The organism is Caballeronia sp. J97 (assembly GCF_905220305.1).
Classification (GTDB): Bacteria; Pseudomonadota; Gammaproteobacteria; order Burkholderiales; family Burkholderiaceae; genus Caballeronia.
Genome location: NZ_CAJMZL010000005.1, coordinates 27,396 through 51,286, shown reverse-complemented (window position 1 = coordinate 51,286; position 23,891 = coordinate 27,396). Strand labels below are relative to the sequence as shown.

The window sequence follows — 23,891 nt, the reverse complement described above, 5'->3', positions numbered from 1 at the left end:
ACCGGCAGAAGTAAACGAAGAACGCCATCGATCCTGTGTCGATGGCGTTTTCTTTTGTCCCGCAATCACGTCGAACTGCGGGAAAACCGTAACGCCCCGACATACGTCCCGATGCCTCGGTTCCGTTAGAATGGAACGATCAATCATCATTCGAACAAGGCCGCGGCGGCCGAGCCAAGCCCGAGTCAACATGTCCCGACGCATCATTCCTCTCGCCGATCTGAGCGCGATTCCGGATTTTTCCGGCGCGGCGTCGTCGCCGTCCGGACTGCTCACGGATACCCTTGCGCGCCCGTTGCGCGATTTGCGCATTTCGGTGACGGACCGCTGCAATTTCCGCTGCGTGTACTGCATGCCGCGCGAAGTGTTCGACAAGCACTACCAGTTCCTCCCGCACGCCGCCCTGCTCTCGTTCGAGGAAATCGAGCGGCTGGCGCGCGTGTTCGTCGCACATGGCGTGGAGAAGATTCGCCTGACGGGCGGCGAGCCGCTCTTGCGCAAGAACATCGAATTCCTGATCGAGCGGCTCGCGCTCTTGCGCACGCCGGAAGGTCGCCCGCTCGACCTCACGCTCACCACCAACGGCTCGCTCCTCGCGCGCAAGGCCCGGTCGCTGAAAGACGCGGGTCTGTCACGCGTGACGGTCAGTCTGGACGCCCTCGACGACGCACTCTTTCGCCGCATGAACGACGCCGATTTCGCCGTCGCCGATGTGCTCGACGGCATCGAGACGGCGCACGCCGCCGGACTCACTCCGATCAAGGTGAACATGGTCGTGAAGCGCGGCACGAACGATCAGGAAATCGTGCCGATGGCGCGCCATTTCAAAGGCAGCGGCGCCGTTCTGCGCTTCATCGAATACATGGATGTCGGCGCGTCGAACGGCTGGAACATGAGCGAGGTGCTGCCATCGGCGCAGGTGGTCGAGCGCATCGACGTGCATTTTCCGCTCGAACCGCTCGAAGCCCACACCGCCGCCGAAACGGCGCAGCGCTGGGGTTATCGCGACGGCAGCGGAGAAATCGGCGTCATTTCCAGCGTCACGCGTGCGTTTTGCGACTCGTGCACGCGCGCGCGGCTCTCGACGGAAGGCAAGCTTTACCTGTGTCTCTTCGCGGTCGCTGGTCACGACCTGCGCGGGCTGATCCGCAGCGGCGCGAGCGACGAGGAAGTCGCGACGGCCATCGCGCGTATCTGGGAAGCGCGCGGCGATCGCTATTCGCAACTGCGCGGCAGCGCATCGGCGCCATCGCGCGAGGATGCGCGTCGCGTCGAGATGTCGTACATCGGCGGCTGAGCGCGGCGGACCGCTCGTGCTGAACACGCATTCATCTTCAAGCGTCACCGCGCTCGTGCTCGCGGGCGGACGCGGTTCGCGCATGGGCGGCGTCGACAAAGGCCTGCAGCCGTTTCGCGGAGAACCGCTCGCTCTGCACGTGTTGCGGCGGATCGCGCCTCAGGCGGGCGCGCTCCTGATCAGCGCGAACCGGTCGATCGAAGACTACGAGCGCCTCGGCGCGGCATTCGGCGCGCGCGTCGTCACGGACACGCGAGCGGATTATCCCGGACCGCTCGCCGGCATCGCCGCCGCACTGCGCGCCGCGCGCACCGAATTCGTCCTCACCGCGCCTTGCGATGCCCCTTTCGTCGACGAACACATCGGCGCCGCGTTGATGCATGCACTCGACGCGCATGGCGGCGACGTTGCGTACGCCGCAACAATCGATGCTTCCGGCGATGTCATGGCTCATCCCGTTTTCGCGCTCTTGCGCACGTCGCTCGCCGGCGATCTCGACGCGTGGCTCGACACCGGAGAGCGCAAGGTCCGCGCGTGGTACGCGCGCCACAAGCCGGTGGAAGTCCAATTTCACGACGAATGCGCGTTTTACAATATCAATGATTTACAACAGTTGGCGGAACTCGAACGCCGCTGACTCATTCAACCCGACCGTTCGCTCACGTCCGCCATCGCGAGCGCTCAACCCAAGCGCGGCCTCGTGGCTGCTTCTTCGCCGGACCCCGGCCGCGATCCACGCCGATTCATGACCACGTCCAAGGAATTCTCCGCCTGCGTCGCCCACTACGATCCGAATGCGCTGCCCGTCGAGGCCGCGCAGGAAATCGTGCGTCAGTGGGCCTTGCCGCGCACGCGCGAGGCAGAAGTCGAGCGCGTGAGCCTGCACGACGCGCTTGATCGCGTGCTCGCCGAAGACCTGATCTCGCCCATCGACGTGCCCGCTTACGACAATTCCGCGATGGACGGCTACGCGTTCGCCGGCGACGTGCTCTCGCGCGGCGGCGACGCGGTCGACTTGTCCGTCGCGGGCACGGCGCTCGCCGGGCGGCCGTTCGAAAGCACGCCGGCGGCGAACCAGTGCGTGCGCATCATGACGGGCGCGCTCATCCCGCCGGGCTGCGATACGGTCGTGCCGCAGGAGCTCGTCACGCGCGAAGACAACACGATCCGTTTCTCGACCACGGCGATCCGCGCCGGTCAGAACCGTCGTCTCGCCGGCGAGGATCTCGCGAAAGGCAAACCGGCGCTGCTCGCCGGGCGCATCGTGCGCGCGTCGGATCTCGGCTTGCTCGCGTCGCTCGGCATCGGCGAGGTGCCGGTTCGCAAGCGCCTGACCGTTGCGTTCTTTTCGACGGGCGACGAGCTGCGCTCGGTCGGTGAACCGCTGAGTCCCGGCAGCCTCTACGACAGCAATCGCTACACGCTCTTCGCGATGCTCAGGCGGCTCGGCGTCGAAACGGTCGATCTCGGCATCGTGCGCGACGATCGCGCGTCGCTCGAAAAGGCGCTGCGCGAGGCGACCGAACGCGCGGATGTCGTCATCAGCTCGGGCGGCGTGTCGGTCGGCGATGCGGACTTCACGCGCGAACTGATGAATTCCCTCGGCGACGTCGCCTTCTGGAAGATCGCGATGCGCCCCGGCCGGCCGCTCGCGTTCGGCCGCCTGTGGTCGGGCGAGCGCGTGGGCGCCGGCAAGTCAGCGCTTTTCTTCGGTTTGCCGGGCAACCCGGTCGCCGTCATGGCGACGTTCTATTTCATCGTGCGCGAGGCATTGCTGGCGATGTCGGGCGCGACGCGCCGGCCGCTCACGACGATCCGCGCGGCGGCCGCCGAGCCGATGAAAAAGCGCGCGGGCCGCACCGAGTTCCAGCGCGGCATCGCAACGCGTGACGGCGAGGGCCGCTTTCGGGTCGTCACCACCGGCCCGCAGGGTTCGGGCGTGCTGAGTTCGATGAGCGAAGCCAACTGCTTCATCGTGCTCGAGCACGCACGCGGCGACATCGACATCGGCGACGAAGTCGAAATCGTGCCGCTCGACGGCCTGATCTGACCTGGCGCCGCAACGAGCGTCGCCAGCACAAACATTCCTACATCGATAGACGGGGCTTTCCTTCATGAAAAAGCAGATCTCATTTATCGCACCGGGACAGACCGCCAAGGCGCTGATCCTCGTGTACCTGACCTTCAGCGTGCCCATCGTGCTGCTCGGCGTCGTGGTCGCGTTCGTGCGGTACGGCTCGGTCGAAGTGAGCACCGTCACGAGCGCGCTGTTGCTGAACGCGATCCTCGGTTTCATCCTGTTGTGGATTGCGTGCCACGCGTATAACTGGGTGGCGTCGCGCTTCGGCGGCATCGAAATCGTGTTGTCCGATGCGCCGGAGGAAGCATGAGCGCCCCGGGCATCCGCGCGGCCACGCCCGCCGACGTCGCCGCGATCTTCGGCCTGATGTACGAGCTCGCGGAGTTCGAGAAGCTCACGCATCTGTTCATCGCGACGGAGCAAGGCGTGCATGACGCGCTATTCGGCGCGCGTCCCGCCGCCGAGGCGCTCGTCGCGGAGCAGGAAGGTGAAATCGTCAGCTATGCGCTTTTCTTCCAGAACTTCTCGACCTTCCTCGGCAAGCGCGGCCTGTATCTCGAAGACCTGTATGTGCGTCCGTCGATGCGCGGCAGCGGTCTCGGAACGCTGATGCTGAAAAAGCTCGCCGCACTCGCGGTCGAGCGCCAATGTGGCCGCTTCGAGTGGTCCGTGCTCGACTGGAATCAGAACGCCATCGACTTCTACGAAAAGATGGGCGCGACGGTCCTGCCGGACTGGCGCATCGTGCGCGTGACGGGCGAGCCGCTCGAACGCCTCGCCTCCTGACTCACATCCGGTGTCACGGCTCGTCGTCGCCTTCGGGCGATGACGAATCGCCGAACGCATCGCCCAGCAAGCCCGCCGCCTGTTCTCCGGGCAATGCCTCGACGTCCCGCAGGCGCTTGCCCATCTGACGCGTACGCGTCTGCGCCGCTTCGATCGAGCGCGTCACGGTTTCGAGTTGCGACTTCGTTCTGGCCAGCACTTCGCCGAACTTGCCGAACTCGGTCTTCACCGCACCGAGCACCTGCCACACTTCGCTGGAGCGCTTTTCGATGGCCAGCGTGCGGAAACCCATTTGCAGGCTGTTGAGAAGCGCGGTCAGCGTCGTCGGTCCCGCGACGGTCACGCGATATTCGCGCTGCAGCGAATCGCTCAGGCCGGGACGGCGCAACACTTCCGCGTAAAGTCCCTCGGTCGGCAGAAAGAGCAATGCGAAGTCGGTCGTGTAAGGCGGCGCGACGTATTTCTGCGCGATCGCCTTCGCCTCCGCGCGCAGCCGGCCTTCGAGCGCGCGCGACGCGTCCTCGACGCCGACCGGGTCCGCGCGCTCCTGCGCATCGATGAGCCGCTCGTAGTCCTCGCGCGGAAACTTCGCGTCGATCGGCAGCCACACGGGCGTGGCCGCATCGCCCGGCGCACCTGGCGCATCGTGGCGGCCGGGCAGCTTGATCGCGAACTCGACGCGCTCATTGCTCTTCGGGATCGTCGCGATGTTCTTCGCGTACTGGTCGGGCGTTAGCAACTGCTCCAGCAAAGCTTCGAGCTGCACTTCGCCCCAGATGCCACGCGTCTTGACGTTGGTCAGCACCTTCTTCAGATCGCCGACGCCCGCCGCGAGCGTCTGCATTTCGCCGAGCCCGCGATGCACCTGCTCCAGCCTGTCGGACACGAGCTTGAACGATTCGCCGAGCCGCTGCTCGAGCGTCGCGTGCAGCTTCTCGTCGACGGTGCGGCGCATTTCGTCGAGCTTCGTCGCGTTGTTCGCCTCGATGTCCTTGAGGCGCGCTTCGAGCGTCGCGCGAACTTCCGCGAGCCGCCGTTCGTTCGCTTCGGAAAGCTGCGCGAGATGCAGCGACATCGAATCGGCGAAACGTTTCAACGCGTTGCCCTGATCCTCGCGCGCCTGCTGGCTCTGTTGTGCGAGCTGCTGCGCGAGCGCATCGAATTGCGCGTTCTGCACGGTCGACGTGTTCGCCAGTTGCGTCGAGAGCGTCTGATGGAATTGCGTGAAGCCGGTTTGCGATTCCATGCGCGACACGCGCGCGCTCTCGGCGATATCGCCGCGCAAGCCGCGTTCGAGCCGCTCCTGTGCGCGCGCGTGAGCCTCGCCCATGTCGTTGACGCGGTCGGTGAGCGCTTCGAACTCGTCGAAGATGACCGCATTGGAATTGCGCCGCATCGCCATGACGAGCGCGATGAGCGAGACCACCAGCGCGATCGCCAGCACGGCGAGCGCGCCAACCAGCAGTTCCATCATTTCTTCAGTACGTCCGGATTGATCGGGTTCGGCGGATTGCCGGCGCGCGGGCCTTCGCCCAGCGCGGCGATGAGGTTGTCGGCCGTGAGATTGGCCATCGCGCGGCGCGTGCCTTCCGTCGCGCTCGCGATGTGCGGCGTCAACACGACGTTGTCGAGCAGCAGGAAATCCGGATTGAAGTTCGGCTCGCCTTCGAACACATCGATGCCCGCGGCCGCGATGCGCTTCTCGCGCAGCGCGGCGATCAACGCCGCGTCGTCGACAATGCCGCCGCGCGCGATATTCGTGAGCGTCGCCGTCGGCTTCATCAGCGCGAGTTCCGCCGCGCCGATCGTGTGATGGCTCTCCTTCGAGTACGGCACGACGAGCACGACATGATCCGCGCGCCTGAGCAGGTCTTCCTTCGATGCGTACTCGGCGTTCAGCTTCGCCTCGATCTCCGGCGCGACGCGCGAGCGGTTGTGATACATCACGCGCATGTCGAAGCCGGCCGCCCGCCGCGCGAGCGCCTGCCCGATGCGCCCCATGCCGATCACGCCGAGCGTCGAGCCGTACACGTCGGCGCCGAGGAACGCGTCGAAAGACCATTTCTGCCATTGGCCCGCGCGCAGAAAGTGCTCCGACTCGGTGACGCGGCGCGCCGCCGCCATCATCAGCGCCCAGCCGAAATCGGCAGTGGTTTCGTTCAGCACGTTCGGCGTGTTGGTGCCGAGCACCTTGTGCGCATCGAACGCCGGCATGTCGAAGTTGTTATAGCCGACCGCCATGTTCGACACGACTTTCAGATTCGGTGCGCCCGCCAGTTCTTGCTCGCCGACCCATTCGCCCGCGGTGAACGCGCCGTCCTTGTCGGCGAGACGGCGCGCGAATTCGTCCTGGGGCAGCACGTCGCCGAGATTCACGTCGACATCGAAATACTGTCGCAGGCGCTCGATCACATCGGGAAAAGTGGGACGCGCTACCAGCACTTTCTTCTTCATCGGTTGCTCCTAGAAAAATAGCCAGCCCAGTACGGCGAAAAGCGGCAGAAGAATCGCGCCCGACCAGGCGATGAAACCGAAGAAACTCGGCATGCGCACACCGCGCGATTCGGCGATTGCCTTCACCATGAAATTCGGCGCGTTGCCGATATACGTGTTCGCGCCCATGAAGACCGCGCCCGCGGAGATGGCGGCGAGCGTCGTGGCGTCGGTGGTCATGAGCGTGCGTGCATCGCCGCCCGCGAGATTGAAGAAGACGAGATAAGTCGGCGCGTTGTCGAGAAACGAAGACAGAAGCCCCGTCGCCCAGAAATAAGCGATGTCGACAGGCTTGCCCTGCGCATCGGATACCGCGTGCACGATGCCCGCGAACGCGCCCGCGTCACCCGCGCGCAGGATCGTGATGACGGGCGCGATCGTGATGAAGATCGCCGCGAAGAGCTTCGCGACTTCCTCGATCGGCGCCCAGTCGAACGCGTTGCCCGCGCGCGCGCTTTTCGGCGTGAGGACGAGCGAGGCCAGCAGCACCGTCACGAGCAGCGCATCGCGCACGAGATTCTGAAGCTGGACATGCGTGCCGAACACGTCGAATGCGATGCCCGGCTTCCATACGCCGCTGATCAGCACGAGTACGACGATCACCGCGAGCAACGCGAAATTGATCTTGCCGTCGATGCCGAGCGGCGGCGTATCGGGCGTCGGATCGAGGAACGCGGATCGCGCGTCGTGCCGGCGCCAGTAGTAGCTGTCGAGCACGTAGAACACGGTAAGCAGCACGGCGCAGACGAAGAGCATCGGCAGCGCCAGATGCACAGTCGTCCAGAAGAAGCCGACGCCGTTCAAAAAGCCGAGGAAGAGCGGCGGATCGCCGAGCGGCGTGAGCGAGCCGCCCGCGTTCGCGACGAGAAAGATGAAGAACACGACCACATGCACGACATGTCTGCGATTGTCGTTCGCGCGCAAGAGCGGACGAATCAGCAGCATGGCCGCACCCGTCGTGCCCATGACGCTCGCGAGCGCAGTGCCGAGCGCGAGCAGACCGGTATTGAGGCGCGCCGAGCCGTGCAGATTGCCGCGCACGCAGATGCCGCCCGCGACCGTATACAGCGACGCCAGCAGCACGATGAACGGCACGTATTCTTCGAGCAGCGCATGGACGAGCACGCTGCCGGCCACGCCGAATCCGAAGAAAAGTGCGAACGGCGCGAGAAAGGCGATCGCCCACGCTGCCGCGATCTTGCCGAAATGGTGATGCCAGAGCTTCGGCGCGACGAGCGGAAACACCGCGATGGACAACAGGACACCGACGAACGGTATGCCCCACGTTGCCGAAAGCGCCGCGCCGTCGGGCGTCGCCGCGGCGGCGGGGGCGGCGATCAGCGCCAGCGTGGCGCACAGCGCGCCGGAAAACAGGCGGGGCATCGGCCTCACGCTCCGCGCACGACGATCACATGCACGCGATACGGCCCATGCGCCCCGAGCACGATGGTCTGTTCGATATCGCCGGTGCGCGACGGCCCCGACACGAAGTTGACCGCGCGCGGCAACTCGCCTCGTTCGGCGCGCATCAGCGCGAACGCGTCCTCATGTGCCGCGACGATGCGCGACGCCGGCACGATCGCGATGTGCGTCTGCGGCAAAAGCGCGCCGGAAGCAGGCGTCCGGGCGCCCGAGAGCAACACGAGCGAACCGGTCTCCACGGTCGCGCAAAAGCAGCCTGTGATGCCGACGAGATCGGCGTCGGCCGGTTTGCGCAGCGCCGCCTGAATGCCCGCACGTGCCCACGGCAGATCGCCGAGCGCGGGCCACGCGACGACATCGACGGGCAGATTAAGCGATTGAAGATAGCGCGCGGCTTCGGCAGGGGCTTCGTCCAAAGACTCGACTTCGGCGACCGTCGTGGAAAGACGCTCCGCTTCGAGCCTGAAGCGCGCGATCAATTCGTCGCCCGACTGAGGCAACGGAGGACGCGGACCCGCCGGATGCCGCTCGACATACGCTTGCGCAGCCTCGCGTTCGGCATCCGTAGCTAAGCCGCGACGGCCCTGTGCGCTGCGAATGCGCGCGAGAATATTGCGGCGCGCGGCCGATGTATCCATGGTGCCGTCCTCGTGTTGGCGTGCTTGAGATTCGTGCGCGCCGGATCGACCGACAACGCGTCCGAATTATAGCGAGCGACCTGAGCGCGCGATCCTCGGCCGAACGGCATAGGCCGGATGCACGAATGCGCTGCGCTCAGTCTTCGCCGACCGGCTGCTCGATGCCGAACACCTGACGCAGATAGGCGAGATATGCCTTGTCGTCGCACATGTTCTTGCCGGGGGAGTCGGAGAGTTTCGCGACCGGCTGGCCATTGCAGCGAACCATCTTGATGACGATCTGCAGCGGCTGATAGCCGAGATCGTTGGTGAGATTCGTGCCGACGCCGAACGCCAGCTGACAGCGTCCGCGAAAACGCTCATACAGTTGCAGCACGCGGGGGATATCGAGCGCGTCGGAAAACACGAGCACCTTCGTGCGCGGGTCGCAGCGATTTTCTTCGTAGTGCCGGATGAGGCGCTCGCCCCAGTCGAAGGGATCGCCGGAATCGTGGCGCGCCCCGTCGAACAGCTTGCAGAAGTACATGTCGAAGTCGCGCAGGAACGCCTTCATGCCGTAGACGTCCGACAGCGCGATGCCGAGGTCGCCGCGATATTCCTTCGCCCACATCTCGAAGCCGAAGATCTGCGAGTCGCGCAGGCGCGGACCCAGCGCCTGACAGGCCTGAAGGTACTCGTGCGCCATCGTGCCGAGCGGCCGCAAGCCGTGCTTCATCGCATAGAAGCAGTTGCTCGTGCCGGCGAACTGCGCGCCGAGCCTCTCCTTCAGCGTCAGGACGACTTCCTCGTGCCACTGCCCTGAGAAGCGGCGGCGCGTGCCGTAATCGGCGATCTTGCAGTCGGAATATTCAGGCGGCGTGGCGAGCAGCTTGATCTTGTCGCGCAGGCGCTCGCGGCCGGTTTCGTACTCGGGCTTGCGCTGCGTGTTGCGGAAATAGACCTCGTTGACGATCGCGAGCACCGGAATCTCGAAGAGAATCGTGTGCAGCCAGGGCCCTTCGATCTCGATGTCGATCTCGCCATTGTTCTTCGGCGACGGCGCAATGCGGATGGACTTTTCGTTCAGATGGAAGAGCGCGAGGAAATCGATGAAGTCGCTCTTGATGAAGCGCATGCGCCGCAGATAATCCAGTTCCTCTTCCTTGAAGCGCAGATTGCAGAGCTGACGCACCTCGTCGCGAATCTCGTCGATATACGGCACGAGATCCACGTTCGGCGTGCGGCAGCGGAAGCGATATTCGACGTGCGCCGCCGGGAAGTGATGCAGCACGACCTGCATCATCGTGAACTTGTAGAGGTCGGTATCGAGCAGCGAATTGATGATCATGGTTCTGACTGGGACATCCACGCGAATTGACCACGCGCTTTTCCCCGCTTGCCAGCGCGCAGCTTCATGCCTTTAGGGCCATGTTACCCGAATGTTCGCGAAGACATGATCTCGCGCCGCCCTTTTGCGAAAGCCGCGCATACATACATCACGAATCGATATAAAGCGCGCTTCGTACGGCTCGTGCCCGGTTTTACCGTTACGCTACAATATGCGTTTCGACACGCGCACCTCCCGGCCCATGTAGCCGCCCAGGGCGCCGCCCCCACGAATTTCGTATGCAGGAGCCTGAATGACTCACGTTGTGACCGAAAGCTGCATCAAGTGCAAGTACACCGATTGCGTGGACGTGTGCCCGGTGGATTGCTTCCGCGAAGGTCCCAACTTTCTCGCGATCGATCCGGACGAATGCATCGACTGCGCCGTTTGCGTAGCCGAGTGTCCGGTGAACGCGATCTACGCCGAAGAAGACGTGCCCGGGGACCAGCAGCACTTCACCGAACTGAACGCGGAACTCGCGCGTGGCTGGCCGAGCATCACCAAGACGAAAGGGTCGCTTCCCGAGGCGGACGAGTTCAAGGACGTCAAGGAAAAGCTGAATCTGCTCGAGCGTTGATTCAGGCGGGCGCCGGCGCACGCGCTTCGTCGATTGCAAAAAATGCGTATCGAATGAAGATTGAGCGTTGACACGCCAGTAACGGCCCCCTATAATTTCGCTTCTCTGCTGTAGATGTTCCCCGATAGCTCAGTCGGTAGAGCGCCGGACTGTTAATCCGTAGGTCCCTGGTTCGAGCCCAGGTCGGGGAGCCAAAAACTCCAGCAAGTCGGTTTCAAAGAACCCAGTCGATCGGCTGGGTTTTTTATCTCAGTTGCAGATGTTTCAGTTGTTCCCCGATAGCTCAGTCGGTAGAGCGCCGGACTGTTAATCCGTAGGTCCCTGGTTCGAGCCCAGGTCGGGGAGCCAAAAGTTCCATTCAAAAAGCCCAGTCACGCGACTGGGCTTTTTGTTTTGCGCGCGCATCCGGCATCATCCAGACGGTTTTTTGAAGTCGCTCCAAAATTTCAACAGGCGGGCGGACAGCTACTGCGATCATCTGGAAGGACTAGCAAGCGCTTCACGCGAGCCAGATCACGGTCAGCGAACGCACGCCCTGCGCGCCGCGAATCAGCACGCCTTCGATATCCGCCGTCGCCGATGGCCCGGTCACCAGCACCGCGTAGCGCGCCGACTTGAAATCGTCTCGTCGATACACCTGCTGCAAACCCTCGACGATCAACGCGGGATCGAGCAGCACGACGAGATGCTGCGAAAGATAGCCGATCGCGTTCACGACGTACTCCTGCTCGCTGAACCACACCGAACCCGTTTCAGCGACGCCGAAGCGCCCTCTCACGATGCCCACGTCGACATCCTGAAGCGATGCCGGAACGGTACCGGGTGAAAGCGGCCGCGTGCCGTCGACGCCGGGCACCGCCGACGCGATCACTTTGGCATCCGGAAAGCGCGACGCGATCAGCGCGTTCACATCGTTCAAATCGGCCGCCTCGACGCAGGTGCCGCCCATCGCGCTCAGCGCCGCGATGAAGCGCGCCTTCAGTTCGCCTTCGGGCGCCGGAAACACGGGCACGTCGGGGCGCGGGCGCGCGGCGGGCTGCGCCGCCCGGATCTTCGACAGAAAAGCTTCGCGAGTCGTCATTGATCGACCTTCCGGTTCTTCCTGTACCACTCATGAAAAGTCACCGCGGGCGCGTCGGGCAGATCGCGTCCGCGCCCCCAGATGTTGAGCGGGTTATACAGCACGAAGTTGGGCAGACGCTTCAGCGCGCCGCCGAGCGATGCCACCGTCGCACGATAAAGCGTCGGGCTCGCGAGCAGCCGCCCCGCCATCTTCAGCACCTCCTGCTTCACGAACGGCACTTCGTGCTTTTCCGCGATCACCTCGCGCCACTTGTAGATCTGCTCGTGGATGTTCACCTTCACCGGACACACGTTGGTGCAACTGCCATTCATCGTCGAGGCGAACGGCAGCGCGCTGTAGCGTTTCAGGTCGTGCGTCGGATTGATGATCGCGCCGATCGGCCCGGAATACGTCCCGCCATACGACAGCCCGCCGCTCCTGCGATACACCGGGCACGTGTTCATGCACGCGCCGCAGCGGATGCATTTGAGCGAGTACCAGAAATCATCCATCGCGAGCCGCTCGGAGCGGCCGTTGTCGACGAGGATGAAGTGCATCTCCGTGCCCGGACGGGGCTGCCGAAAATGCGACGTGTACTGCGTGATCGGCGAGCCGAGCGCGCTCCTCGACAGCATGCGCACGAAGACGCCGAGATCGGCGATCGTCGGAATGATCTTCTCGATGCCGATCGATGCGATGTGCAGCGGCGGCACGTTCGCCGACAGATCCGCGTTGCCCTCATTCGTGCACACGACGACCGTGCCCGTCTCCGCGACCGCGAAGTTGCAGCCGGTCATGCCCGCCGTCTTCTCGCGCACGAAATACGGGCGCGTGTTCATGCGCTGGCTTTCGGCTAGATAGTGGATGTCGCTGTTCTTTGGATCGGTGCCGATGGTCTTGCCGAACAGCTCGGCCACATCCGCGCGCAGTTTGTGCACCGCGGGCACGACCATATGGCTCGGGTCCTGATGATCGAGCTGCTGGATACGCTCGCCGAGATCGGTTTCCATCACCGTGATGCCGCGCGGTTCGAGATAGTCGCGCATGTAGCATTCGTCGGTGAGCATCGACTTGCTCTTGACGAGCGATGTCATGCCGCGCTCGCTCATCAACTGGTAGACGAGCGCGTTGTGCTCCTCGGCATCCGCCGCGAAATGCACGACGACGCCGTTCTTCTCGGCCTGATCGATGAACTGCGCGACGTAATCGGCGAGATTGGACAGCGTGTGCTCCTTGATCCCCGACGCGAGATTGCGCATCGTCTCCCATTCGGGGATGCCGTGCGCCTGCGCGTCGCGTTTGCTGCGCAAGTCCCACAGACGCCTGTCGTGGAACGCGACGTGATCGGGTTTCTTGAGAAAGGCGCCCGCCGCCTTCGCGTGATCGATCCGTACCGTCTTGCTCATCCGCGCGCTCCGTTCAGAACCTGGGCGATATGGATAAAGCGCGCATCGAGCTTCATGCGCTCAGCGCAGCCTTGCTGATGCATGAGACACGACATGTCGCCCGACACGATGTACTCCGCGCCCGCGCCGACATGATCGCGCACCTTGTCCTGCCCCATGCGCACGGACACGGCCTCTTCCGTCACCGAGAACGTGCCGCCGAAGCCGCAACATTCGTCGGGGCGCGCAGGCGCGACGAATTCGATGCCCTTCACGCCTTCGAGCAGCGCGCGCGGCTTCGAATACGGCGTGCCCGCCACTTCCGAATTCGACGTTTCGCGCAGATGCCGCACGGCGCTGCAGCTATTGTGCAGCCCGACCTTGTGCGGAAACTCGGCCCACGGAAACTCGCGCACCTTCAGCACGTCGTGCACGAATTCGACGAGCTCATACGTATTGCGACGAACCTTTTGCACGGCGCTCGTCTGCTCGATGGCGGTGAAGTGCTCGCGCACGTGATGCGTGCAACTCGCCGACGGCCCGACGACGTAATCGTAATCGGCGAAGTTGCGCGCGAAAACGCGCTCGGCGCCGGCGGCGTCCTTGTGCGCGCCGCTATTGGCCATCGGCTGGCCGCAACAGGTCTGATCTTGCGGATAGTCGACGTCCACGCCCAGCCGTTCGAGCAATTCGAGCGTGGCGATGCCGACCTGCGGATAGAAGGCGTCGATGAAACAGGGAACGAACAGGGCGACTTTCATGACGATCCAAGTGCGGGGAATTTGGTAAGCTTGGTCTGACCAAGACTTTAATGAGATGCTGCTTTCGTGTCAAACTCGGACATTCCCAGGTTTTCATCCGGTATTCGAGTCGAGCAATGACTTTCCAGCCCGTCCATGCACATGCTTACGCCCGCGTGCGCCTTTCCGATGTCGTGTCGGGACAGATTCGGGCGTTGATTTCGGAAGGCACGCTGTTGCCCGGCCAGCGTCTGCCCGCCGAGCGCGATCTGGCCGAGCAACTGAACGTGTCGCGCCCGTCGCTGCGCGAGGCGCTGATCCGGCTCGAATCCGACGGCTTCATTCGCGCCGCCGGACGGGGCGGCTTCGTCGTCTCGGATGTCACGGCGCCGCTCGTGTCGCATCCGCTCGCGGCGCTGCTAGAACAACAGCCGAACGCGAGCGCCGATGTGCTGGAACTGCGTCACGGCCTCGAAACGCTGTCGACCGCCTACGCCGCGGAGCGCGCCACCGATGCCGATATCGCGCGCATCGCCGCTGCGTTCGACGCGCTGCAGAGCGCCGTCGCCGATAAAAGCACGCGCATCGCGGAGAAGGACGCGGCGTTCCATCTCGCGATCGCGGACGCGACGCACAATGTCGCTCTCACGCACGTGATGCACGGGCTCAACGAACTGGTCCGCGAATCGATGCTCACGTCGCATCGTCTCGTCGATTACGACGACGAAATCGAGGCGAACCTGATGACGCAGCATCGCGCGATCTTCGATGCGATCGTCGCGCGCGATCCGGCGCGGGCGCGCGAATGCGCGGGCAGGCATCTCGACTATGTCCGCACGCTATATCGCGATATTCCACCGAAGAAAAACCGAGCCGCTTAAGTCCGATCACATTACGAATATGTAAGCCACAAGAAAGTAATGATAGGACTTCGCCTACACGGATTTCGGACGCGCACGGCTAACGCGCGGCGTGCGTCCCCGCGATACTGAAACCGTCGACAACAACATGGGAAGGAGGACGACATGCCTTACTTACTCGGATGGCTGCTCGGCGTGCCGGTCATCGTGCTGGTCATTCTTTATCTGATCTTTCATTGACCGCATGCGAGCGTGAGATGCATCGAAGAGCCAAGGGCGTCGATACAATACGACGCCCTTTCTCTTTTTCGAAGGATGACGATGAACCGCTCCGTCCTCGCACTCGCCGCATCGCTCGCTCTTCTCTCCGGCGCGGGACTCGCGCACGCGGAGGAGATCGCCAGCGTCAACACCAACTTCCGCTTCACCGGCTCGGACCGCGTGAGCGTCGATGCTTATGACGATCCGCTTGTCCAGGGCGTGACCTGCTACGTGTCCCGCGCTCGCACGGGCGGCGTCAAAGGCACGCTGGGCATCGCCGAAGACCCGACCGAGGCGTCGATTGCCTGCCGTCAGGTCGGCCCGATCAAGATCGCGGAGCCGCTCAAGCAAAAAACCGACGTCTTCTCCGCCGGCATGTCCTTCATCTTCAAGACACTGCACGTGGTGCGGATCGTCGATACGAAGCGCAACACGCTCGTCTATCTGACGTACAGCGATCGCATCGCGACCGGCAGTCCGAAAAACAGCGTGACGGCGGTGCCGGTGCCCGAGGGCACGACCATACCGGTGAAGTGACGCGCAACTGTCAGGCCCGGCGCGAAACAAAGCTGTAAACTGGGCGATTCCGCCCTGTCTCGAAATAGCCAGATCATGAATGCCGACCGTTTCCGCAATGCCGCACGCTACTGGCGCTCGCCGCTCGTGCCGGACGCGGACATGGTGACGGCGGAATACTACGATCACGAGTTTTCGCCGCACTGGCACGACGCCTACACGGTGCCTGTCATCGAAGCGGGCGCGGAATGTTTCGACTATCGCGGCACGCATCACGTGGCCGAAGCCGGCTCGGTGCCGGTGATCAATCCGGGCGAAGTGCATACCGGCGCGCGGGCCGTCGATGCGGGCTGGCGCTACCGCGTGTTCTATCTGCCGGTTCCGTTCGTCGAAAATCTGGCGCGGGACATGTCGGGCCGGCCGGAATCGTCGCCGTGGTTTCCGGACGAGATCATTCGCGATGCGGATCTGGCGCGGCGCCTGGTCGTCGCGCACCGGTTGCTGGAAAACGGCGCGGACCCGCTCGCCGCGGAACTGGCGCTCGTCGATGCCGTGACGACGCTGCTCGGCCGCCACGCGCTCGCACGCCCGGACATCGCTCCGCTCGCCGCCGATGCACACCGCGTCACCGCGATGAAATCCCGCCTCGCCGACGATCTGCTCGAACCGGTCACGCTCGCCGAGCTCGCGCAGACGGTCGGCCTCTCGACGTTTCACGCGGCGCGTCTCTTCACGCGCGAGACCGGTCTCGCGCCGCACGCGTGGCGCAACCAGATGCGCATCGTGCGCGCGCTGCCGGCCTTGCGCGCGGGAGCCTCCGTGACCGACGTCGCGGCGGCGAGCGGCTTCACGGATCAAAGCCACTTCACGCGCCATTTCAAGCGCACGTTCGGCGTGCCGCCCGGCCGCTGGCGCTAAGTTCTGGCCGTCCCGGAAAGCGCAAGAACGTACAAGCATTCAGACCGATGTTTTGCGTATCCTCGCTTCCATAGGAGGAAATCTTGAAAGCAATACCCGCACAACCGTCCGGCGCCGCGCTGCGCGAATTCGCCGCCGGCGCCCGCGACACCATCCCGATGATGATCGGCGCCGCACCCTTCGGCGTGATCTTCGGCACGCTCGTCACCGCAAGTCCGCTCACGCTCTGGCATGGCCAGTTGATGTCGCTCGTCGTATTCGCAGGCTCGGCGCAGTTCATCGCGGTCGGTCTGATCGCATCGCACGCGAGCTTCGCCGTCATCTGGGCGACGACGCTCGTCGTCAATCTGCGTCACGTGCTCTATTCCGCGACGCTCGCGCCTTACGTCGCGCATCTGCCGCGCCGCTGGCGCTGGGCGCTCGCGGGCATCCTCACCGACGAAGTCTTCGCCGTCGCCTACGCGCATTATCAGAAGCGCGCGCCGGGCGAGATCGGGCCGCATTACTTCTTCGGCTCGGGCGTCGCGATGTATCTGAACTGGCAGTTGTGGACGCTCCTCGGCCTGCTGTTCGGCGCGGCGTTCCCCGGCCTGAAATCGCTCGGTCTGGACTTCGCGATGGTCGCGACGTTCATCGCGATCATCGTGCCGCAGCTCGTCGCCGTGCGCTTCGTGGCGGCGGCGCTCGCCTCGGGCGTGCTGTCGTTCGCGTGGCAGGGCTGGCCGTACAAACTCGGCCTGCTCGCCGCGGTGTTCGTCGGCGTCGCTGTCGGCATGGCGCTCACGCTGATGGAAAACCGGCCGCAGTCGAAGGCACAGGGGAAGCATCGCCTGAAAAACGCCAAGGAGCGCACACAATGAACTACGTCACGCTGATCTTCGGCATGGCCGCCGTCACCTTCGTGATCCGCGCCGCCGTGTTCGTGCTGGGCGAACGCCTGCCCTTTCCGCCGATCGTGCGCGCCGCGCTCTCGTTCGTGCCGGTGACGGTGCTCACCGCGATCATCGTCCCGATGACCGTATCGCCGCACGGCGACGGCGCCGAAATCACATGGCGCAATCCGCAGCTCGTCGCGGCGATCGTCGCGATTGTCGTTTGCGCGCTCACGAAGCGGCCGCTTTTGACGATTGCGGTGTCGCTCGCGGTGTTTTTCGTCTGGCAGTTCGCCGTCCTGCGCTAAACGTTTTCCATCGATCGGCTTTCAAAAAGCATCGAAGAATCCTCAAGTTCCCGGATATCGCGCCGATATCAGAAACGAATGGACTCCGTCCCGAGAAGCGGAGCCGCCAGCATTTCCCGCCTTCGGACATCCGGAGGCGGAACCGGGAACCAACATGCGTCAAATCACCCTTTCGTTACGCGACGAGACGATTGCTTCGCTGCAGCGCGATTTCGAAGCGTTCACGCGGCTGTCGCTGAAGCTCGATCCGCAATTCGTCACGCCGTCGTTCGAGGACTTCCTGCGCGCGAAGCTGCTCGACAACAACACGCCGCTCACCGAGCAGGCGGTGCAGCGCATGCTCACGCACGGCCAGTATGCGTGGGCCAAACGCGCGCTCGACAAGGAGTTTCCGGATGTCGTCGAAATCCTGATTCGGCAGGCGGCCGAGCACGGCTTCGCGTTCGCGATCCGCGCCGACTGGACCGCCGAGGATCTCATCAAGGCGTCGCGCGAATGGGCGACGGCCATCGTCACCGAAGCGAACGGCGACGTGTCGCAGGTCGACATGCTTGCCTCCCAGATCAAATCGGCGGCGGCGGACATTCGCGAAGTCGAGGAAAAGATGCAGACGCCCGCATGGCGTCTCGCCGATTCGCTGCGCCAGCGTGTGTACGAAACGAAGATCTCGGTGGAAACGAGCGTCGGCTCGACCGCGCGCGAGAAGCTCGGCGAATTGCGCTGCCTGTTGCGCCTCGGCATCGTCTACGGCTCGATCCAGAAGCAGGAAGCGCAGCAAGTGCTGGAATATCTGCGCGCGTTGCGGCCGGAGCTTTTCATCGAAGAGCCTTACGACGGCTTCACGCGCTTCGCTGCGTGGCTGCGCAGCATCTTCTCGCCGTCGCCGCGCGCGCCGCGGACCTCACGCGCGCCGCGTTAGTCCCACATTCCCTTCAGCCGCGCCGCGATATCGATCTTCGCTTTCGCGGCCGCCGCCAGTCCCGCCGCCGTCGGCGCGGCGGGCGCGATCACCGGCGGCCACGCGGCCGCTTCGAAGCTCTGCATCAGATGCTGCGGAATGAAACGCGTGCGCTGCGCCCACACGTGCCGGTCGCCGAGATGCGTCTGGTTGTGCACATGGAATCGCTGCGGCGTGATGATGTGCAGATCCTCCTTCGCGCGCGTCATCGCGACGTATAACAGCCGCCGTTCCTCATCGATTTCCTCGTCGCTGCCCGTGCCGAGATCGGACGGAATGCAGCCGTCCACGCCGTTCAGCACGAACACGTTGCGCCATTCCTGGCCCTTTGCCGAGTGGATGGTCGAGAGAATCAGATAGTCCTCGTCGAGCATCGGCACGCCGGATTCGTCGCTCGTCGCATCGGGCGGATCGAGCGTGAGTTCCGTGAGAAAGCGCTCGCGCGTGGGATATGTGGACGCGATGCTTTCCATTTGCAGCACGTCGCCGATACGGATCGCGGCGTCCTCGTGATTGCGTTCAAGATGTGGCTCGTACCAGCGGCGGATCATTTCGAATTCGGCGGGGTTAGCCGGATTCGCGGCCGCAGAGCTTCGCCATCAGCCCGACGAAACGCGGCCAGTCCTCACTGGCTTTCGCGGGCGCCTGGAACGCGGCGATCGCGTTCGATGCGACCGTATCGGGCGCGCTCACGCAATCCAGCAAGCGTCCGGCGATGGCCGGTCCGATGCCCGGCATCAATTGCGCGACCCGAAAGCCCGCGACGCGATCGCGCGGATTTTCCGCCCAGCGCAGCACCGCGAGGACGTCCTTCACGTGGACGGAATCGAGAAACTTCAGGCCGCCGAACTTCACGAACGGAATGTTCCGGCGCGTGAGTTCGATTTCGAGCGTCGCGCTGTGATGCGCGGCGCGGAACAGCACCGCCTGCGCCTTCAGCTTCATGCCCGACTCGCGCGCTTCGAGCACTTTCTCGACGACATAGCGCGCCTGATCGGCTTCATCCGCGACGGAAACGACGCGCGGCTTTTGCGCCGATGCCTTGTCGGTCCACAGGTTCTTCGTGTATCGCTCGGACGCGAGCCCGATCACCGCGTTCGACGCCTCCAGAATCGGCAACGTCGAGCGATAGTTGCGATCGAGCGTGACGGTTGCCGCGGGCGGATCGAAATGGCCGGGAAAATCGAGGATGTTGCGCACGGTCGCGCCGCGAAACGAGTAGATGGACTGCGCATCGTCGCCGACGACGGTGAGGCCGCGCCCGTCCGGTTTCATCGCGAGCAGGATCGACGCCTGCAGGCGGTTGGTGTCCTGATATTCGTCGACGAGCACGTGATCGAAGCGGCTCGCCAGATCCGCCGCAACCGAAGGCTCCGCCGCGAGATGCGACCAGTAGAGCAGCAGGTCGTCGTAATCGAGCACGCTTTGCGCCTGTTTCGCGCTGACATACGCGGCGAAGAGGCGCTTCAGGTCGGCTTCCCATTCGCGGCACCACGGGTAGAACTGATCGAGCACGGTCGCCAGCGTGGCGCCGGTGTTGACGACGCGCGAGTAGATCGCGAAGCACGTCGATTTCGCGGGAAAGCGCTTTTCTTTCGACGACAGCCCGAGCTCGTGCCGCACGAGATTCATCAGATCGGCCGAATCCTCGCGATCGTTGATCGTGAACGACGGCGCGAGCCCGACGAGATCGGCGTAATCGCGCAGGAGCCGCGCGCCGACGCTGTGGAACGTGCCCGACCACGTGAGGCCCTGCGCGATGGCGCTGCGCGTGCCGAGCGCGTTCGTCGCGATGCGCGACACGCGCCGCGTCATTTCGAGCGCAGCGCGGCGCGAAAACGTGAGCAGCAGGATGCGATGCGGATCGGCGCCCTTCACCAGCAGATGCGCGACGCGATGGGCAAGCGTGTTGGTCTTGCCCGAGCCCGCACCCGCGATCACGAGCAACGGGCCGCCCGCCCTTCCCGGTTCGCCGACGCCGAATTCGACGGCCTGCCGCTGCGCCTCGTTAAGCTTCGCGAGGTAGTCGGCCACTTGTTTCGCGGTGGAGTCGGCGGCGGGATCGGCGGTGTCGGAAAGCGTGAGCACGTGAGGACGAGGCGGCGGCAAATGAGTGACGCACACTGTATATCCATACAACCCGCGCGCGCAAGTCCTTGGATCAGCTAGGCTTTTGTCCCCAAATGCAACGAGCCCGGCTCACAGGAGACCAGGCTCGCATCGCTACGAAGTGCGCGGGTCAATCCGCCTTCTTCGCGTTCTTCAGCTTCGCGTCGGCGGCCGCTTCGTTCGCTTCGGACTGCGCCTCGGTCTTTTTCTTGTCGGCCTTGGCTTGCGCGACGGCCGCCTTCTTGTCCGCCTTGGTCTGTTCCTTCGCGGCCTTCTGGTCGGCGGCGGTCGGCGCGTCGGACGTCGTCTGCGCGAACGATGCCACGCTCGCGCTCGCGAACGTTCCCGCGATCAGCGTGGCCAGCAGTGCATGGGTTTTTCGATTCATGGCGTTCTCCCTGTTTCGATGCCGCGAGCGCCGCACGGCGCGGCCTCGCGGCGCATCACGCTCAGTGCTGCAGGCCGGCGTCCTTCGGCGCGTTCGGCTCGGTCGCGTTCAGTTCGGCCTTGGCGGCGTCCTTGTCCGCCTTGCGGTTGATCTTCGCGTTCTGCACCTCTTCCTTGTACTGCGCCTTGGCTTGCTGGTTCTGCGCCTTCAGCTCGGCCTTCGACGCCTTCTTCGACGCGCGATATTCCGCGTTCGCCTGCGCGTTCGCGTTGCGGCGCTGAACCAGCGGATCGGTCGGCGCCGGCGCGACGACGTTCTGCTGCGGCGGCGCCATCGGCTGCATGGTCTGGGCTTGCATCGCCTGGGGCTGGACAGGTTCAGGCTGAGTCGCGGTCTGCGCGTAGGCGCCCGAGGCGGCGAACGTGGCGATGGCGGAGCCGATCAATAGGATTCGTGCACGAGTCATGAGCTAGTCCTCTCTTTAGTTGGCGTCGGCGGCGCTCTGGATACGTGGAGCGAGCGATCCGCGCGACTTTTGTCGATTGGAAAGATGACCGAAGCTGCATCGATCAAACGGTCGGACCGGCCGACGATTGCGCGAGTTCTCGAAAGCCAGTCATTGTTACCGACCGTTTCATCTGGCTACATTTGCCAACCAGCCCGCTTGCGTTCCGTTTACCGGTCCCCGCGATGCCCACAGCACGGCACATGCCCGGACGTGGTTTATCATTGACGCTTCCTTCCGAGTTTTGCGCTTCACCCGTCCCATGCCGCCACTCCAATTCACCCTCACGGGCGACTTCATCGAACTTCACAATCTGCTCAAACTGATGGGACTGGCCGATAGCGGTGGCTCGGCGAAGGCGCGCGTCGCGATGGGCGACGTCACGGTCGACGGTCAGGTCGAGACGCGCAAGACCTGCAAGATCCGCGCGGGTCAGAAGGTGAAGCTCGATGGCCAGACCATCCATGTGCGCGCGCCGGAATAAGTTCGCCGCGACTTGCGCGAACGCGTCGCGCGATTGAGAAAATCCGGCCATAAGTGAACGCATGATCGACATGCCGCGCGCGACGCAATAAGCTAGTCGTCTTTCGTTCTGGTTTCAGCGCCGGGTTTGCTGCGTCGGTCTTCCGTCAGCGCATGAAGCGCCGTGCGCTTCGCCTCGTGCCCTTCCGCTTTCCAGTCCGCGGCGCTCAGTGCATCGACTGACGCGCCGCTCTTGTTTCAGTCGATCGACCATGCAACCCCAAGTCACGCGCGCCGTGCGCGCACATCAAGGACCGCCGAGCCTCTCGCGTCACGCCGTCGACACGGCGCGCCTCGCCGCGCCGCTCGCCATCGCGCAACTCTCGCAGATGGCGATGGGCGTCACCGACACCATCCTGCTCGGCTCGCTCGGCCCCGACGCGCTCGCCGCGGGCGGCCTCGGCGCGAACCTCTTTTTCGTCGTCGTGACGCTGCTGCAGGGCGTGCTGACGTCCGTGTCGGTATCGGTCGCGCACGCGCGCGGCGCGAACGACGATGACCGCGTGCCGAGCATCTACTGGACGGGCCTCGTGCTCTCCGTGCTGCTCGCCGTGCCCGCGTTCGTGCTGCTGAGCTACGCCGAACCGATCCTGCTCGCGTTCAACGAACCCGCGACGCTCGCGAAGAACGTGGGCGAATACTGCGCCGTGCTGCGCTGGGGGACGCCGGGCAGTCTGATCGGCGTCGGGATGATGCGCGCGTTCCTGCCGGCGATCGGCGCGGCGCGCAGGCTGTTGTGGATCTCGATCGGCGGCGTGTTCGTCAACGGCTTTCTCAACTACGGCCTGATCCACGGCGCGTACGGCCTGCCGCGCGAAGGCTTTCTCGGTTCGGCGGCCGCGACCACGATCACCGTCTGGGGCATCGCGATCGCGCTCGTCGCCGTGCTGCATCTGCGGCCGCGCTACCGGCATTTCGTCGTGCGCGCGCGCCCGCGCCTGCCGTTGATGGGCGAACTCTTCGGCATCGGCTGGCCGGTCGCCATCACCTACGGCGTCGAATCGACGCTCTTTCTCGCCACCGGCATGATGGTCGGCCTGCTCGGCGAAGCGCCGCTCGCCGCGCACCAGATCGCGCTCAACGTCGCGTCGGTCGCGTTCATGGTGCCGCTCGCGATCGGCCAGGCGGCGAACGTGCGCGTCGGCTACTGGGTCGGCGCGGGTGTGCCGGTCGCGGCGCGTCATGCGGGCTTCGTCGCGCTCGCGCTGGGCGTCGGCTTCATGATGTGCTCGGGGCTCGTGCTGCTCACCGTGCCGCGCGTGATCGTCGGCCTGTATCTGAATCTCGACGATGCCGCCAACGCGCATACCGTCGCGCTCGCCGCGTCGCTGCTCGGCGTCGCGGCCGTGTTCCAGATCGTCGACGGCATGCAGACGGTCGGCTCCGGCTGCCTGCGCGGCCTGAAGGACACGCGCATCCCGATGCTCGCCGCCGCATTCGGCTACTGGGGCGTCGGCTTTCCGACCGGCTATGTGCTCGCATTCCACTTCGAGCTCGGTGCGAAGGGCCTGTGGTGGGGACTGGCCGCCGGGCTCGCGAGCGTCGCCGTACTGATGACGCTGCGGTTCCATCGCATCAGCCGGCGCTTCATCGAGACGGGCGTCGCGCCCCGGCCGGACGACGCCGACGCCGCGAGCGCCGCGCCGCACGGCCACGTTTGATAAGCACAGGCGCCGCGCGCCGATTTGCATAGCACGAATGCTTGGTTGGTCCGCGCGAACCGCATTGCTACGATGAACCCGTCTCCTCCTTGAGACATCTGTGACAGGGGTTGTAAGCCCGCTTCAGCCAGCGGGCTTTTTTTTCGCCTGTACGCCATCGCACAGC

24 protein-coding genes, 2 tRNA genes and 1 pseudogene are annotated in these 23,891 nt (G+C 64.5%); 16 read left to right on the top strand and 11 right to left on the bottom strand.

Translation table 11 applies throughout. The annotated features are described in order from the left end of the window. The first annotated feature begins 190 nt into the window (after nt 1-190). The 5 genes from moaA (at nt 191) to U4Y90_RS09895 (ending at nt 4,163) form a co-directional block, all read left to right on the top strand. On the top strand, nt 191-1,297 hold the full coding sequence (moaA, locus tag U4Y90_RS09915; RefSeq protein ID WP_321794396.1) for a GTP 3',8-cyclase MoaA: 1,107 nt from the start codon (nt 191-193) through the stop codon (nt 1,295-1,297). A 16-nt stretch (nt 1,298-1,313) separates the two neighbouring features. Continuing rightward, on the top strand, nt 1,314-1,934 hold the full coding sequence (mobA, locus tag U4Y90_RS09910) for a molybdenum cofactor guanylyltransferase MobA (protein WP_321794395.1): 621 nt from the start codon (nt 1,314-1,316) through the stop codon (nt 1,932-1,934). Between the two features lie 108 nt (nt 1,935-2,042). Continuing rightward, nucleotides 2,043-3,347: a gephyrin-like molybdotransferase Glp gene (glp, locus tag U4Y90_RS09905; RefSeq protein WP_321794394.1), complete on the top strand. Its 1,305-nt coding sequence runs from the start codon at nt 2,043-2,045 to the stop codon at nt 3,345-3,347. A gap of 64 nt (nt 3,348-3,411) precedes the next feature. Beyond that, on the top strand, nt 3,412-3,687 hold the full coding sequence (locus U4Y90_RS09900) for a hypothetical protein (protein ID WP_008342276.1): 276 nt from the start codon (nt 3,412-3,414) through the stop codon (nt 3,685-3,687). Then, a complete protein-coding gene (locus U4Y90_RS09895) occupies nt 3,684-4,163 on the top strand; it encodes a GNAT family N-acetyltransferase (RefSeq protein WP_321794393.1) in 480 nt (159 codons plus the stop codon). The genes U4Y90_RS09900 and U4Y90_RS09895 overlap by 4 nt, the downstream gene beginning before the upstream one ends. A gap of 13 nt (nt 4,164-4,176) precedes the next feature. Here the strand turns inward: U4Y90_RS09895 and U4Y90_RS09890 are convergent, their stop codons facing one another. From U4Y90_RS09890 to pncB, 5 genes are all read right to left on the bottom strand, one after another. After that, nucleotides 4,177-5,637 (bottom strand): DNA recombination protein RmuC, encoded by a 1,461-nt coding sequence (locus U4Y90_RS09890; protein ID WP_321794392.1) that lies wholly within the window; start codon nt 5,635-5,637, stop codon nt 4,177-4,179. Further along, nucleotides 5,634-6,617, bottom strand: coding sequence for a D-glycerate dehydrogenase (locus U4Y90_RS09885; protein WP_321794391.1), 984 nt, complete (start codon nt 6,615-6,617; stop codon nt 5,634-5,636). Before U4Y90_RS09885 ends, U4Y90_RS09890 begins: the two co-directional genes overlap by 4 nt. Nucleotides 6,618-6,626: 9 nt before the next feature. Then, nucleotides 6,627-8,039: a sodium:proton antiporter gene (locus U4Y90_RS09880; protein ID WP_321794390.1), complete on the bottom strand. Its 1,413-nt coding sequence runs from the start codon at nt 8,037-8,039 to the stop codon at nt 6,627-6,629. Nucleotides 8,040-8,044: 5 nt separating this feature from the next. Next, the gene (locus U4Y90_RS09875; protein WP_321794389.1) at nt 8,045-8,716 is read right to left on the bottom strand and encodes a lactate utilization protein C; all 672 of its coding nucleotides are present in this window, start codon (nt 8,714-8,716) and stop codon (nt 8,045-8,047) included. Nucleotides 8,717-8,852: 136 nt separating this feature from the next. Continuing rightward, nucleotides 8,853-10,043 carry a nicotinate phosphoribosyltransferase gene (pncB, locus tag U4Y90_RS09870; RefSeq protein ID WP_321794388.1) on the bottom strand — a complete coding sequence of 397 codons (1,191 nt, stop codon included), beginning with the start codon at nt 10,041-10,043 and terminating at the stop codon, nt 8,853-8,855. Between the two features lie 292 nt (nt 10,044-10,335). Between pncB and fdxA the strand changes: the two genes are divergently transcribed. From fdxA to U4Y90_RS09855, 3 genes are all read left to right on the top strand, one after another. Further along, nucleotides 10,336-10,659 carry a ferredoxin FdxA gene (fdxA, locus tag U4Y90_RS09865; RefSeq protein ID WP_321794387.1) on the top strand — a complete coding sequence of 108 codons (324 nt, stop codon included), beginning with the start codon at nt 10,336-10,338 and terminating at the stop codon, nt 10,657-10,659. Between the two features lie 118 nt (nt 10,660-10,777). Next, nucleotides 10,778-10,853 (top strand) — tRNA-Asn (locus tag U4Y90_RS09860). Between the two features lie 78 nt (nt 10,854-10,931). Next, nucleotides 10,932-11,007: transfer RNA gene (locus U4Y90_RS09855), tRNA-Asn, on the top strand. A gap of 151 nt (nt 11,008-11,158) precedes the next feature. Here U4Y90_RS09855 and U4Y90_RS09850 read toward each other — a convergent pair. From U4Y90_RS09850 to U4Y90_RS09840, 3 genes are read right to left on the bottom strand one after another with little or no spacing between them, the layout of a single operon-like run. Beyond that, entirely contained in the window at nt 11,159-11,740 is a 582-nt protein-coding gene (locus U4Y90_RS09850) for a LutC/YkgG family protein (RefSeq protein ID WP_321794386.1), read from the bottom strand. Further along, complete coding sequence (locus U4Y90_RS09845) at nt 11,737-13,128, bottom strand: lactate utilization protein B (RefSeq protein WP_321794385.1); 1,392 nt, start codon at nt 13,126-13,128, stop codon at nt 11,737-11,739. Before U4Y90_RS09845 ends, U4Y90_RS09850 begins: the two co-directional genes overlap by 4 nt. Continuing rightward, the gene (locus tag U4Y90_RS09840) at nt 13,125-13,868 is read right to left on the bottom strand and encodes a (Fe-S)-binding protein (protein ID WP_321794384.1); all 744 of its coding nucleotides are present in this window, start codon (nt 13,866-13,868) and stop codon (nt 13,125-13,127) included. The genes U4Y90_RS09845 and U4Y90_RS09840 overlap by 4 nt, the downstream gene beginning before the upstream one ends. Nucleotides 13,869-13,984: 116 nt before the next feature. Between U4Y90_RS09840 and U4Y90_RS09835 the strand changes: the two genes are divergently transcribed. The 6 genes from U4Y90_RS09835 (at nt 13,985) to U4Y90_RS09810 (ending at nt 18,501) form a co-directional block, all read left to right on the top strand. Next, nucleotides 13,985-14,728 (top strand): FCD domain-containing protein, encoded by a 744-nt coding sequence (locus U4Y90_RS09835; protein WP_321794383.1) that lies wholly within the window; start codon nt 13,985-13,987, stop codon nt 14,726-14,728. 300 nt (nt 14,729-15,028) lie between these two features. Then, nucleotides 15,029-15,505: a CreA family protein gene (locus U4Y90_RS09830; protein ID WP_321794382.1), complete on the top strand. Its 477-nt coding sequence runs from the start codon at nt 15,029-15,031 to the stop codon at nt 15,503-15,505. Between the two features lie 75 nt (nt 15,506-15,580). Beyond that, the gene (locus U4Y90_RS09825; RefSeq protein ID WP_321794381.1) at nt 15,581-16,402 is read left to right on the top strand and encodes an AraC family transcriptional regulator; all 822 of its coding nucleotides are present in this window, start codon (nt 15,581-15,583) and stop codon (nt 16,400-16,402) included. Nucleotides 16,403-16,560: 158 nt separating this feature from the next. After that, entirely contained in the window at nt 16,561-17,262 is a 702-nt protein-coding gene (locus U4Y90_RS09820; RefSeq protein ID WP_321794587.1) for an AzlC family ABC transporter permease, read from the top strand. After that, the gene (locus U4Y90_RS09815) at nt 17,259-17,582 is read left to right on the top strand and encodes an AzlD domain-containing protein (RefSeq protein ID WP_321794380.1); all 324 of its coding nucleotides are present in this window, start codon (nt 17,259-17,261) and stop codon (nt 17,580-17,582) included. The genes U4Y90_RS09820 and U4Y90_RS09815 overlap by 4 nt, the downstream gene beginning before the upstream one ends. Before the next feature lie 154 nt (nt 17,583-17,736). Continuing rightward, nucleotides 17,737-18,501, top strand: a complete 765-nt coding sequence (locus U4Y90_RS09810) for a DUF4088 family protein (protein ID WP_321794379.1) — start codon at nt 17,737-17,739, stop codon at nt 18,499-18,501. Here the strand turns inward: U4Y90_RS09810 and U4Y90_RS09805 are convergent. The 3 genes and pseudogenes from U4Y90_RS09805 to U4Y90_RS09795 form a co-directional block, all read right to left on the bottom strand. Further along, nucleotides 18,498-20,628, bottom strand: a pseudogene (locus U4Y90_RS09805) (ATP-dependent helicase). The gene U4Y90_RS09810 and the pseudogene U4Y90_RS09805 sit on opposite strands and share 4 nt — an antisense overlap. Before the next feature lie 151 nt (nt 20,629-20,779). Then, nucleotides 20,780-21,037: a hypothetical protein gene (locus U4Y90_RS09800; protein WP_321794378.1), complete on the bottom strand. Its 258-nt coding sequence runs from the start codon at nt 21,035-21,037 to the stop codon at nt 20,780-20,782. 61 nt (nt 21,038-21,098) lie between these two features. Then, a complete protein-coding gene (locus tag U4Y90_RS09795; RefSeq protein ID WP_321794377.1) occupies nt 21,099-21,503 on the bottom strand; it encodes a hypothetical protein in 405 nt (134 codons plus the stop codon). Between the two features lie 301 nt (nt 21,504-21,804). Between U4Y90_RS09795 and U4Y90_RS09790 the strand changes: the two genes are divergently transcribed. Next, a complete protein-coding gene (locus tag U4Y90_RS09790; RefSeq protein ID WP_321794376.1) occupies nt 21,805-22,026 on the top strand; it encodes an RNA-binding S4 domain-containing protein in 222 nt (73 codons plus the stop codon). A gap of 250 nt (nt 22,027-22,276) precedes the next feature. Further along, nucleotides 22,277-23,725 (top strand): MATE family efflux transporter, encoded by a 1,449-nt coding sequence (locus U4Y90_RS09785; RefSeq protein ID WP_321794375.1) that lies wholly within the window; start codon nt 22,277-22,279, stop codon nt 23,723-23,725. Nucleotides 23,726-23,891: the final 166 nt, after the last annotated feature.